Raw genomic sequence first — 13,581 nt, 5'->3', positions numbered from 1 at the left:
CAAGCGTTCTGCAGCAGTCATTGCTCACATTACGCATACATTGTCATGATTTATTTTCTACGTACAAGTATATCGAACGGGTTCTATAAAACGCCCACAAAACTCTACCAACGTCGCGCAGCAAAAAACTCAGTCAGCACAGCAGCGCATTCTTCTTCTCGAACACCACCAATCACTTCCGGCTGAAAACCAACATGCGGATCGCGCGCAATATCCCACACAGAGCCAAGCGCACCCATTTTTTCATCCCATGCACCAAAAACAACGCGCCCCATATGAGCACTCACCGCAGCACCCGCGCACATAGGGCAAGGCTCCAGGGTAACAACGAGCGTGCAATCCTCGAGATTCCATGTTCCGCGAGCACCAGCAACAGCACGCATGGCTTCAATCTCGGCGTGTGAAAACGGATCCGACCGCTCTTCACGATAATTTCGCTTCACAGCCAAAACATTTCCAGACGCATCAACCACCACTGCTCCCACAGGAATATCCCCCAACGAAGCAGCATCGCGGGCGACGTCGAGAGCCACGCCCATAGCGGTGGTATATGGCGAATTCATACAGTTAAGACTATGCTGAAACTATGACTATGCATTTAACGATTGTTAACCATCCTCTGGTTGACCACAAGCTCACCGTTTTGCGTGACAAGAAGACCCCATCCAACACTTTCCGTGAACTCGTTTCTGAGCTCGTTATGCTCGAAGCCTACGAAGCGACCCGCAACATTTCCGTGGAAGATGCGCCAATCGAGACGCCTGTTGCCCCTATGGTTGGCAAGAAGCTCACGAAGCCTCGCCCTATGGTTGTGCCAATTTTGCGCGCCGGCTTGGGTATGCTCGACGGCATGACCCGCCTGATTCCTACCGCTGAGGTTGGTTTCTTGGGCATGAAGCGCGACGAGAACACGCTCGACGTCGTCACTTACGCGAACCGTCTGCCAGATGATTTGACTGGCCGTCAGGTTTTCGTTGTCGATCCAATGCTCGCAACCGGCGGCACTTTGGTAGCTGCTATTGAGTACCTCAAGCAGCTGGGCGCTAAAGACGTTACCGCTATCTGCATTTTGGCTGCGCCTGAAGGTTTGGAACGCTTGGAGAAGGAAGTTGATCCAAGCATCGACTTTAAGGTTGTTGTGTGCGCTAAGGACGAGCGCTTGAACGAGAAGGCATACATTGTGCCTGGTTTGGGCGATGCCGGCGACCGTTTGTACGGTTTGGTTGATTAAAAGGTTAGTTCCGCATATAAAACGCCGTTGGGAGTTTGAGCTCTCAACGGCGTTTTTGATTGAGCAAGCAAAAGGAGCGAAGCCTTACGACTTCGCTCCCCCTGCTTTTATGCAGCTAAAGCAAACTTAGTGTTTACGCTGCTTAGCTCGCGATCCGCGAACCATCACCAGACCGCCTGCAGTAACAACTGCAAGTACAGCTATAACAGCCATGCCTGCAACACTCGAGCCGGTAATTGCGAGCGCCTTCGATGGGATTGGATCGTTCTTAATCTCACCCAAATCCACTTCCTCAAGATTCTTACGAATCTCGAACTTGTGTGGCGTATCGTCGAGCTTGTAGCCCTGTGGAGCTTTAGTCTCCACAAGGATATACTCGCCGTACATCACATCGTTTGCAACCACTTCACCCTTGTCGTTAGATACAACGGTGCGTACGACATTGCCCTGAGTATCACGAATCTCGAATTGAGCACCGGCAAGAACCTTGCCGCTCCTCGCATCCTTCTTCAGAGCAATAATGCTTCCACGAATCATGGAGTTCTCCACAACACCCGCGTCAACTGTCTTACCGTTCTCCTTCACAGCGACTTCAATAGCAGCTGTGTTGAGCACATATCCTTCCGGAGCCTCGGTCTCTGTTACAACGTACGAACCATAAACCACGTCATCGAAACGGACGAGGCCATCAGAGTCGCTGGTTGCTTCGGCCACTACTTCGTCTCCTTGCTTAAGCGCGAACTTCGCACCAGCAAGCGGCGCATTGTCCTTATCCACGTCGACCTTATGCAGAACAACCGTTCCACGAATCTTCTGATTGAGAACAACACCTGCATCAACCGTTTCACCATCGGTGGCAATGACTGCTTCATGAGCTTCGTCATTCAAGACGTAGCCTTCCGGCGCGGCAGTTTCCACAACCGTATACGAGCCGAACGCAACTTTCTCGAAAGTGGCAACACCATCCTCGTCAGTAGTAGCCTCATCAACAACCTTATCGCCGGAACGCAGCTCAAACTTCGCACCAGCAAGCGGCTTCTTAGAATCAGCATCCTGCTTAGCAATCTTGACCGTTCCGCGAATCAACTTGTTCGACACAGTTCCCGCGTCAACTGTCTTAGCGTTCTCCTTCACGGAAACGTCCAATGGCTTAGCGTTCAGAACGTAACCTTCAGGAGCTGCAGTCTCAACAACCGTATAAGAACCAAACTCAACGTCCTTAAACGTCGCCTTACCGTCCTTACCAGTCACAGCCGAAGCAATAACCGAGTCACCCGAACGTAGCTCAAACTTCGCACCCGCAAGCGGAGCATCATCCTTATCAGCAGAAACCTTATGAACCACAATATTTCCGCGGATAATCGTATTCGTTACGGTATAGCCGTCCTTCTGTGAACCAGTTACCGCGGAAACGAAACCGCTCGGCGTCTGCTCCTCGACCGTGTACTTTACGGCTTCATCAGTCTGCGCGTTATTCATAACGAGGTTATTAAACTCGCCGGCCCACGCGCCGTCCTCGCTGAGCGTAACTGCTGGAACAGCCTTGCCATCAAGGTCTTTCGCTTCCTTACCATCTGCCAAGAGCTTCACAGTAATCGGCTTCTTCTGAGCGTTCTTATCCGCCCAGTTTTTCTTAACCTTTACGGAGGTCGAGGTCGTTAAACCAACATTCAGAGCGTTCGCGAACTTGCTCCCGGTATTAACGTCCGCCACGCTCGCTGTCTCATTGCCCTCGTTATCCGCGGTAAAGCGCATATCGTTCGTCGCCGCTACGAAGCGGGAGTATTTAGCCGTATCTGGGTTATACACCTTGAGCGAGTACTGCGGGAGAGTCGCGTGATCGGTTGGGATCTGCAAACCCTCGAAAGAATAGGCACCGTTTTTATCGGTGACTGCCGTATCGACTAGCTCGCCGCGCGCATCGTACAGCTCAACCTTAGCTCCAGCGATGCGCGGTTCTGCGTCTGCCGCGTCCAGTTTGCTGTCGTTATCCTTATCGAACCAAACAGTTCCGCCGATATGACCGGAATTAATCACGATACCAACAGCTTCGCCATAAGCCCAGGTCTTACCACTACCAAGGTCACGCAAATATGCGGACTTATAAACGTTAAGCAGACCATTTACTTCTTCACGGTTCTCGCCATCGCGCACAGCCATGTTGAAGACGAAGGACTGCTGCTCCTCAGGAGCGAGAACAGAATCTTCTGGAGAAATAATCTTCACCATGGTTACAGCGTCCCAATCGGCACGCTTCCAATCCTTGGTATCTTTCTCTTCTGTCCAACTGAAGTTTGCCCACTTCAGCTCGTTCTGTACAGGCTGAGCATCCTTGGCATAGTAAACCTTGTAACCTTCTGGAAGCTGAGACTTAATGCCTCCCGTAAGGTACATATCGAACTTAAATGCGCCGTCTGGCTGCAAACGCTCACCCCAATTGAACCCCTTCTTTGGCACTGGCCAGTAGAGCTGAATACCCTTAACGTTCTCGGTTGTAGGATTGGTTGCCACAAGGCGATAATCCACGTTACTTTCTGCACCAATAACAGCCTTCTTTACGCCATCATAGGTAACGTAGCGAGTCTCTGGCTGAGTAGCCATCTTGGCTGCAGACTGTGCAGATACATCGGTTGGTGCCTTAATGTCGAGCACACCGTATGGCAGGCCGAGCTTGTCTTCGGTGGAGCCGTTGCCGTTAAGATCCCACTTATCGGATACGAAACCGTTGGAAGAATATTCGAGGTCTTCCTTAGTGTCTGTATCGAACTCGTACCACATGAGCTGGTCCACCGTGCCAACCTTATCCTTCTTAGGATCAGAGGTATAGTTCACATGCAGATAGGTTTCGCCTGTGTATGCCCAAAAGGTCGGATAAATGGAATATGGCATCTGCTCAGATGCTTCGCGCCATGCAACGCTTGGACCCCAAATGCGCGTACGATACTTTTGCTCTTTATCTGTAATCTTCGAGAAGTCGAGCTTGTACACCTTCGCGTTTGGATATTGCGCCTTGAGCGCATCGGATGCAGGAACCTCGTAAACATCAGGCTGTTCGCCGTCTACATATCCGCCCGGTTGCTCCTGCACATCCGTATCCCATGCATACTTTGAGGACACAGGCCGATACTTCATGGTGAAGCTCATATCGGAGCCATATGGGCTCACCATATAAACGGCCTTGAGGGATTCTATTCCCTCACCGTCCTTCGGCATGAAGTACTCCACCTCAGCATCACGCTTCTGCTTGCCCTTGAGCACCTCAATATCCTGGTTGTGCCAAGCGGTAGTGCTACCATGTCCTTGAATGAAGCTCTTACCCGTAAACGCCGTGAAGGTATCGCCTAAGGTCACGTGGTCAGCAGAACGACCTTCATACTGGTATGGCTCTTCGATACCATCGCCATTCGTATCCCACACAGCCTGGTTGCGATAATGCCAGTTTGGCTCTTCTGCTCCCGTGTTTTCAATACGAATACGTGTCTTGAACAGGCTTGGGTCATCTCCCCAGCGACCCTTCTCAATCTTCGTATTGTTGAGAACGACACCGTAATATGGGAAAGATTCACTTGGCGAATCGAAGTCCTCTTTACCTGCGTCACCATCCGCCCTGAGGTTAGTTGGATAGCTTACCCATGCTGTCTTCGCCGGGATAGTATCGACCTTGTATTCAATATGCTTCAGGAAGATACCTTCATGGTTTCCCTTGCCCAACACAGTTTGCACGCGGAAACGCTGTGGAGGATTCTTCATAGTATGCTCAGTGGTTTTGTTTGTTTTACTATCCCACAGAACAACTTTGAAGTCAGTCACCTTAGTGGCCTCTTCCCCGCGATATGGTCGCGACAGGAATGGCAGAGTCTGTGCGGTAACGCCTCCAACGTGGGTATCATTCATGTCGTAATCGATAATAATGGTTTTAGCTCGCGAATTAGCCGTTCCTCGATTACCGATAGTGAAGTAGCCGAAAGTGCGTTCCTGCGTGTGTTCGAAACCAGGTGCGCCCATATACACGTTGTTATCGGCGATATAGCCTTCCCATACCGGATTGTTCTTATCCTGCGGATACAGCACATCGTTGGCGTATACATCCTCGTATGGCTTCACAATCTCGTAGCTCATCTTGCCAAGTTGGTTCTGATTGTATGGAAGGTACATCGATTGCTCATACGGATTATGGAACTTCACACCCAAATCGATTTCCTTAATTTCCACAATGGAACCAGTAGGGAAATCAGCCTTCGGGAAGCGCCACGTTGGGTTGAAGCTACGCTCATTTTCCGTGACCATGTACCCCTTCGTGCGCTGCCACACGTACAGTTTGTTGCCTTCTGGCACCACATAATCAACACCGGTGCTCATAGCGAAATGCTCTCCGGCGTGCAATACTTTCGGAGTGGCAGCATCATCCGCGAATACTGGGGACGGGTTACCTAACCCCATATACTCGGCCTTGGCAGGTGCCAACAATGCAACGAAATAGTCGTCCAATAACGCATTAGAATTGTTGCTCAGACCTGCATTAAAAATAACATCATGACCGACGGCCTTCGGAGTATCTACAGGAACAGAGATATGTCCCCGCTTATTCTGCATCTGAGCCAGATTGCCCGTAATGCCCACCACTGCGCCTCTCAAGCCAGACACGTGGAAGTTGGCGGCAACCTTATTGTCTACAGTTCCACCGCTCTCTGGCAGGAAACTCTGAGTAACGCTCACTCCTTCTGGAATATTTGGCATACCATCGGAAATGCCGTTACCAGTGCCCCACGATACTGTCACAGGAATATCGAAAGTTACCTCTTGGGTTCCGTCTTGGAATTCGAAAGTGGTAACACCATCATCGAACGATGTTCCGTAAATCTTTGAAGGCTTATCTTCATCAGCGCTCTGCTTTGATGGCTCAGTTAAGCCATTTTCTTTAAGAGCAAGATACCATCCCGCCGTTGTATCGTATTTATGCGTTCGATACTGCACGCCGTACTTCAAGCGTACGTTTACTTTCTTCTCAGAGCCAGCTGGGAACACAGCGTGAATGCGAACCAGATAATCAGTTCCTAAGCGCGTATCAACATCTGCAGACGGATTAGCAAGCTGAGCTTTTACCGCTTTACCTTCTAAATCCATCAGCTGCGCTTCGATAACTGGTTGAGCTTGTGCTGACCTGCTCTCAGGAGCTGCGGTTACTTCAGGAGTCGCAGCGCGATCCTGTTTATCGCCTGCACTGTTTTCTTCTGCCTTCTTCCCACTCTCAGCCTTCTCCGTGTCTTTCTTCACGTCTTTCTCAGTCTCCGTCGTTACCGGTGCAGAGTTAGACGTTGGATTCGGAGCTGGCTCTTCTGCAGCCACAGCTGCACCTGCCATAGGCACAACCATTGCCAAAGTCAAAAGAGCTGAAACTACAGCATTTCTCAGTTTCATCTTCTTCTCTCCTCTCTCACGAAAAGACGAGCCTACCCCCCCCCCCGTAGAAAAACGCAAGCAATCATCTTCTCTCAGTCTTATGTATGATTCTAGTAACAACAGAAGGACAAAACAGGGCTAACAAGCCATATCTTGCGCAGTTTAATAAATTCTCAATAATAATGTAATCTGGCTCACACTAAATTTCCTTAAAATCAATCGAACATAATGCAATCATCGACTACACTTGAACGCGGGAAAGAATGGCAAAGAACCACAAATGGCGTGGCTCGCAAGTGCGATAAGCCGCGCGCATAACATTTAAACACAGGCTTAGCAAAGGAGCTGTTATGACTACTGTTGCCGTTATTGGCTGTACACACGCTGGAACTTTCGCAACCACCTCGATTCTCAAAGCGCATCCGGATTGGACGGTTCACGTTTTCGAGCGCAACGACTCGCTCTCCTTCCTCTCCTGCGGCATCGCTTTGTGGGTGGGCAACAATGTGAGCAATCCGCAGCGCATGTTCTATTCCTCACCTGAGGCTTTGGCAGAGGCAGGCGCAACCATGCACATGCGTCATGATGTTCTCGACGTGGACGTTGCTGACAAAACCTTGCACGCACGCGACTTGGAGAGCGGCGAGGTGAGCGAGTACAGCTTCGACAAGCTCGTGGTTACCACAGGTTCTGCTCCGGTTTTGCCTCCAATTGAGGGCTTGGCTCAGGCTCGCGAGGACGGTTCCGTACTGCTGTGCAAGAACTGGGATCATGCGCTCGAAATTAAGGAGCGCGCTAAGAGCGCTAAGTCCGCTGTGGTTATTGGCGCCGGCTATATTGGCGCGGAGCTTGCCGAGCAGTTTAGCCAGAACAATATTAAGGTAACGCTGATTGACGCGCTCGACCACGTTCTCGAGAACAACTTCGATGCCGCTGTTTATGAGCCAGCCGAGAAAGCGTTTGAAGAGCATGGCGTAACGCTGGCTTTGGGCCAGAAGGTCGTTGCCTTCCGCCCTGCAGAAGATGGCGTAACGGTTGTTACTGAGAAGGGCGAATACACTGCTGATTTCGCTGTTATGGGCGCAGGTTTCCGTCCGCACAACGACTTGATTGCTGACCAGTTGAAAACTTTGCCAAACGGCGCGATTATTGTGGACGAATATATGCGCGCCAGCTTGCCAGATGGCACTGTGACCAACGATGTGCTTGCTGCCGGCGATAGCGCTACTGTTTTCTATAACCCAACGCAGGCGCCTGACTATATTCCGCTGGCTACGAACGCTGTGCGTCAAGGTTTGCTCATCGGCGAAAATATTGTGGAGCCAACGCACGCATATTTGGGTACTCAGGCAACGAGCGCCGTTCAACTGTATGATTTGTCGATGTGCGCTACCGGTTTGACTTATGCATCTGCTGTACGCCGCGGTTACGACGTTGGCACAGTAACGGTGACTGAGGATTATCGCCCAAACTTTATGCTCAGCACCACTCCAGTTACATCTACTTTGGTGTGGGATAAGGCAACAGGCCGTGTTTTGGGCGCCCAGTTCATTTCCAAGCACGATATTTCTTTGGCGGCTAACGTCGTTTCTGTGGCTATTCAAGCAAAGTTCGGCATTGCAGATCTTGCTGGCGCTGACTTCCTATTCCAGCCAAACTTCAGCCAGCCAATCAACTTCGTTGGCTCGGTTGCTTTGGCTGCTGTAGCGCAGTAAATAGATAACGACAGAGGAGGGGCTGATTCATAGGGAATCGGCCCCGCCTCTTCTTTTATATCGCGGCTAGGCGCAGCGGCGTAGTGTGGTGATAACACCTGCAATCATGACCATGAGGACGATGCTTGCGAGAGCGATATTAGATGGCTTCGACCTGCTGGTCTCTGCCATCTTCACGATGGTGTCAGCATAGCTAGGCTCAGGATTAATAACCTTGTCTGTCGACTGAACAGTCACAGGCGATTCATCAGGAACACTGAACTTTGTCCCCTCAGGTATATTCTCATCTCCTGTTTGAGGAACCTTTACCCGGCTCATAACCTGGATTATGTTCATCTTCTCTGGTGCGCTAACCATTCTCGTAGGCGTATGGGCTTTGTGTCCGAATGCGACTGTAGAGGAGTAGACGGAATAGACAGAATAGTTCGTGGGCGTTGTGAGTATCCCCAGCTCTCAACGCTCACGTCCGTCTGGAGCCCAAAATCGGACAAATACAAACGTGGCAATTGCTAGTACAACGAACTAACAACCGCCACGGCATCGAGCAGACAAAAACCCTACACTTTCCTGCTCCTGCGCTCGTGCAGGAAGAAGAACGCGAACAGAAGTGCAACAGCAACGAAGGTAAATGGAACGCCGGTCAAAGCGGCCATGTGGTAGTCCTCGCCGGAATTCTCCAAAGCGATACCACCCATAATCGAGCCCAAAGAGTTGCCGCCGTTAAACGCGATCTGAACCATCGCACCCGCGAGCATTTCGCCGCCGCCTTCGCCGAGCTTAACCATCAGCAGCTGCTGTGGAGACGAAATAAAGAACATGCCAACCGCGCAAATAAAGGTAAGAATGGCCGAGGTCGGGCGCGAACCGGGGTCGAGGAAAATCGCAATCATCGCGAAAACGGCAATGAGCTGGCCAAAGCCAGCGACCAAACCAGGCACAAACTTATCGGTAATCTTGCCGCCTACTAAGCCGCCAACAACCATACCGAAGCCAGCAAGAGTCATTAACAATGGAACTAATGCTTCGCTCCAGCCGCCCACATGTTGCAGCCAAGGAGAAACGTAACTCCACCAGCAGAAAATACCGGAGTTACCTAAAAACACAGCAAAAATCACAAACCAAGGCTTCATGCTGCCTAGGAACTTAAACTGTCCCATTAAACCAGCGTCAGGAATAACAGGAATATCAGGCACAAAGCTGAGCACAAGCATAATCGTCATCAGTGCCCACACAGATAAAATAGCAAATGCCAAACGCCATGAAACTACTGTTGCCAGCCATGTACCAAACGGTACGCCGACCATATTCGCAACTGTCTGACCTATAACCATCTGCGATACTGCCATGCCCTCTTTACCTTTATCTGCAAGAGCTCGAGCAATAATCGTTCCAGTTCCAAAGAACGCACCGTGCGGCAGCCCCGAAATAAAACGAGCAATAAGCAAAATAGAAAAATTAGGCGCTACAGCAGCCATGGCATTACCCACAAGCGTCACAATCATAAAAAGAATAATCAGATTACGAGGCTTAATAGTGCGTCCAAAAATGAGCATCAGCGCGCCTACGCATACGCCAATTGCATAGGCAGATACATAGTGCCCAGCCGTCGGAATACTTACTGCTGTATCCTGCGCAGCATGTGGCAAAACGCCCATCATCACAAATTCCGAAGCGCCGAGGGCAAAAGTTCCCGCAGCCAGGGAAAGAATACTTCTCTTCATAAAACTGTCCGTTTGTTTTCTCTTGTGTCTCTCTTGTGTCTCTTTGTTGTTTCGCCTTGTTTTGGGCTTTTGCGCTTTTGTGCTTTGCCTGCCTGCTTTTTCGCCTTGTGTGCGTGCTCGCCGAGGAACCAAAGGCGATGAGAGGTCGTTCACATCGCGTTATTAACAGCGTCATCGAAGGCATTATTGCCAGCGTTATTGACGGCATTATTGACGCACAGACGAGCAATCACATAATCTCCATACTGTAGTGCGCGGCTAGCTTGGCAATATCTGACTCGCACGGAACGCCATAACAAGCTACCAGTTTATCCCAGCGTGCGATATTTTCTGAGCCAAATTTCTCCACGCGAGCGCGAGCCGTGTGAACGCTAACAAAACGCGGAGGTACGGACTTCGTGTGGAACTTGTCAGCAAGTAAAACTATCTCCTGTTCAACGGTTTCAGGCAGATAATCCTGAGGCTCTAAAGGAAGATTTTGCTGTATGCACTCGGCTTTCGTAATGCCAACTCCCGTATGATTGCGCGCAAACTGCGCAAGGCTCTCGTCAAAACCTTCGGACAGCAGCAGCTCATAGCCGCGCGTACCGTGCTGAATATAGATGTTTCGCTGAAAAATTGGCTCTCTGCCAACGTTCACGGGCGCAGCGTGAATCTCAGCGTCCGTGTTCACGTGCTCAGTTTCGAGCACGCTATACGTGCCAATATCGTGTGCGAGCGCGCCTTCAATCAGCGTATTCGTTACGGTTTGTCCTGACTGTTCAGCGAGAATTACTGCCAAACGCGCAACAATCTCACAGTGCGTAGCAATCAGTGCGAAAGACTTCTGCGCGCTCTGCTCGTTGAGCGTAAACGCACGCGCTTGCTCTTTGTGTAGCTCGCGAAGTGTGCGCGTAGTTTCGCTCGTGTTCCACAGATCAGAATGTTTCATAACTGCCATGCTACTGTGTACCTATGGCGATTTCTGTGAGCACCCAAGATTATGTGAAAGCTATTTGGAAGCTGCACGAATGGCATCATGGTGAGTTGGGCGAGGATAGCGTTATCTCGCCTACTGATTTAGCGCATGAAACAGGCATGCGCGCATCGACTGTTTCGGGAGCTTTGGCTCGTCTGAGCGATCAGGGTTTCGTGATGCACGCGCCTTATGGCGGCATCCAGCTCACAGATAAAGGTAAAGCTTTGGCTTTAACGATGTTGCGCCGTCACCGCATTATTGAAACGTATTTGGTGTGCGCGCTTGACTACACGTGGGACGAAGTTCATGACGAGGCTGATGCTTTGGAACATTCGGCCAGCACAATGATGATTAACCGTATGGAGGAAAAGCTCGGTTTCCCTGACCGCGATCCGCATGGAGATCCTATTCCTGACCGCGAAGGCAATTTACCTGTTTTCGATACGATTAACGTTAACCTCGTTCCTGTTGGCGCGCGAGCTGTGATTAGTCGAGTGAACGATGACAACAACGAGCTTCTGCAAACTTTGCAAACACATCATGCCATGATTGACAGCATTATTACTGTGCGCGCTTTAACTGCCGACACTATTACTCTGCAGGCAGATGGCTGTGAGGCGTTTGAAATTTCCACCACGGACGCTGATTATATTCGTGTGACGAGGGTTGGGTAGATGCTTGTTGGGCGGGAGATTGTTGGGCAGGAGAACCACATAGCTGCGTTGGGGTCTATACCTGTTTTGCGCGTTATTCCAGTGTTGACCAAGCACGAATTGATGCATCGAGTATGTGATTTATTTGATTCGCATGCTGTATCTTTCATAGCTGTGCTTAGCACTGCTCGTTACAGCTGTTTGCCCCTCAAAGCGTTGCATATCTCACAGTTCATGCATCGCAAACTTTGAGCAATCTCTTCCCCTCCCTCGACTGCCATGAGTAAACTAAGGTTAGTTTAATAATGAGGAGAATTGCATGACGACATCGACAACACAGTCCGGCACCGAAAAATGGACGAACCCTTTGCGCAATCCCCGCGATATGCGCCTTCCTCGCATTGCTGGCCCTTGCTCTTTAGTTATTTTTGGCGTTACCGGCGATTTGAGTAAGAAGAAGCTGATTCCTGCCGTATACGATCTCGCAAATCGCGGTCTGCTTCCTGCTGGTTTTGGTTTAGTAGGTTTTGGTCGCCGCGAATGGAGTCACGAGGATTTCGCGGACTTTATTAAGCAAAACATTATTGACCATGCTCGCACTGAGTTTAATGAATCCACGTGGGAATATCTCAAGGGCGGCATTCGCTTCGTTCAGGGTACTTTTGACGATGCAGACTCCTTCAAGCGCCTATCCGACACGGTTTCCGAGCTGGACGATGTGCGCGGAACCCAAGGAAATCATGCGTTCTACATGTCTATTCCTCCTCGCGACTTCCCAACCGTTTCGCGTCAGCTTGCTGATTCTGGTTTAGCGAAGTCCTCTGAAGGTGCATGGCGTCGCGTTATTATCGAGAAGCCTTTCGGCCATGATTTGCAGAGTGCTCAGGAACTCGACCGCGTTGTTGCTGAAGTTTTCGACCCTCAATCTGTGTTCCGCATCGACCATTATTTGGGTAAGGAAACCGTACAGAACCTGCTGGCTTTCCGTTTTGCGAACATGATGTTTGAGCCAGTGTGGAACTCTAACTATGTTGATCACGTGCAAATTACCATGGCTGAGGATATTGGTATTGGCACACGTGCTGGATACTTCTCCGGCATTGGTATTGCTCGCGATGTTATTCAAAACCACTTGCTTCAGCTGATGGCACTGACTGCGATGGAAGAGCCTGTAAGTTTCTCTGCTCAGGATTTGATTGCTGAGAAAATTAAAGTGCTGTCTGCTGTGCGTTTGCCTGAAGATTTAGCCGCTCATACAGCCCGCGGACAGTATGCTGAGGGTTGGCAAGGCGCTGAAAAGGTGAACGGTTTCCTGGACGAGAAGGGTATTGAGCCAGACGATCGCACGGAAACTTACGCTGCTATCCGCCTGGACATTGACACGCGACGCTGGGCAGGCGTGCCGTTCTACTTGCGTTCCGGCAAGCGTTTGGGTAAGCGCGTAACGGAAATTGCCGTGGTATTTAAGCACGCTCCACATTTGCCTTTCGAAGATACTGCAACGTCTGAACTGGGTAACAATGCTTTAGTTATTCGCGTGCAGCCAGATGAAGGCATTACTATGCGTTTCGGCTCTAAAGTTCCGGGCACCGCTATGGAAGTGCGCGATGTGAATATGGACTTTACGTACGGTACTGCGTTTACTGAGCAGTCGCCAGAAGCTTACGAACGTTTGATTTTGGACGTTCTTTTGGGCGAGCCTCCTCTCTTCCCAACCACACGTGAGGTAGAGCTAAGCTGGGAGATTTTGGATCCTATTGAGAAATTCTGGGAGAGCCAGCCTCAACCTCAGCCTTACCGCGCAGGCACGTGGGGTCCACAGGAGGCTGACGATATGTTAGCTCGCGATGGACGCGCTTGGCGTTTGCCTTAAATATGGGCACGCGATGGTGATTGTGAGTGT

At 50.4% G+C, this 13,581-nt stretch carries 9 protein-coding genes; 4 read left to right on the top strand and 5 right to left on the bottom strand.

The features are described 5' to 3' along the window. Positions 1-104: 104 nt before the first annotated feature. Positions 105-563, bottom strand: a complete 459-nt coding sequence (locus G464_RS0102975) for a nucleoside deaminase (protein ID WP_022856671.1) — start codon at positions 561-563, stop codon at positions 105-107. Between the two features lie 29 nt (positions 564-592). Here G464_RS0102975 and upp point away from each other — a divergent pair, with 29 nt between their 5' ends. Continuing rightward, positions 593-1,231, top strand: coding sequence for a uracil phosphoribosyltransferase (upp, locus tag G464_RS0102970; RefSeq protein ID WP_026472563.1), 639 nt, complete (start codon positions 593-595; stop codon positions 1,229-1,231). 126 nt (positions 1,232-1,357) lie between these two features. On the opposite strand, the gene G464_RS0102965 is transcribed toward upp, so the two are convergent. After that, the gene (locus G464_RS0102965) at positions 1,358-6,649 is read right to left on the bottom strand and encodes a SpaA isopeptide-forming pilin-related protein (RefSeq protein WP_022856670.1); all 5,292 of its coding nucleotides are present in this window, start codon (positions 6,647-6,649) and stop codon (positions 1,358-1,360) included. Positions 6,650-6,981: 332 nt separating this feature from the next. Here G464_RS0102965 and G464_RS0102960 point away from each other — a divergent pair, with 332 nt between their 5' ends. Beyond that, positions 6,982-8,346 carry an FAD-dependent oxidoreductase gene (locus G464_RS0102960; RefSeq protein ID WP_022856669.1) on the top strand — a complete coding sequence of 455 codons (1,365 nt, stop codon included), beginning with the start codon at positions 6,982-6,984 and terminating at the stop codon, positions 8,344-8,346. A gap of 66 nt (positions 8,347-8,412) precedes the next feature. On the opposite strand, the gene G464_RS0102955 is transcribed toward G464_RS0102960, so the two are convergent. The 3 genes from G464_RS0102955 to G464_RS08675 form a co-directional block, all read right to left on the bottom strand. Continuing rightward, positions 8,413-8,664, bottom strand: coding sequence for a hypothetical protein (locus tag G464_RS0102955; protein WP_143739589.1), 252 nt, complete (start codon positions 8,662-8,664; stop codon positions 8,413-8,415). 239 nt (positions 8,665-8,903) lie between these two features. Next, positions 8,904-10,067, bottom strand: coding sequence for an MFS transporter (locus tag G464_RS0102950; protein WP_022856667.1), 1,164 nt, complete (start codon positions 10,065-10,067; stop codon positions 8,904-8,906). A gap of 229 nt (positions 10,068-10,296) precedes the next feature. Then, entirely contained in the window at positions 10,297-10,998 is a 702-nt protein-coding gene (locus G464_RS08675) for an HD domain-containing protein (RefSeq protein WP_080651132.1), read from the bottom strand. A gap of 23 nt (positions 10,999-11,021) precedes the next feature. Here G464_RS08675 and G464_RS0102935 point away from each other — a divergent pair, with 23 nt between their 5' ends. Then, positions 11,022-11,699, top strand: coding sequence for a metal-dependent transcriptional regulator (locus G464_RS0102935; RefSeq protein ID WP_022856665.1), 678 nt, complete (start codon positions 11,022-11,024; stop codon positions 11,697-11,699). Between the two features lie 298 nt (positions 11,700-11,997). Next, on the top strand, positions 11,998-13,551 hold the full coding sequence (gene zwf / locus G464_RS0102930) for a glucose-6-phosphate dehydrogenase (protein ID WP_022856664.1): 1,554 nt from the start codon (positions 11,998-12,000) through the stop codon (positions 13,549-13,551). The last annotated feature ends 30 nt before the right edge of the window (positions 13,552-13,581 follow it).

Source organism: Alloscardovia omnicolens DSM 21503 (assembly GCF_000420505.1).
Lineage (GTDB): Bacteria > Actinomycetota > Actinomycetes > Actinomycetales > Bifidobacteriaceae > Alloscardovia > Alloscardovia omnicolens.
This window is presented reverse-complemented; position numbering and strand designations above follow the sequence as displayed.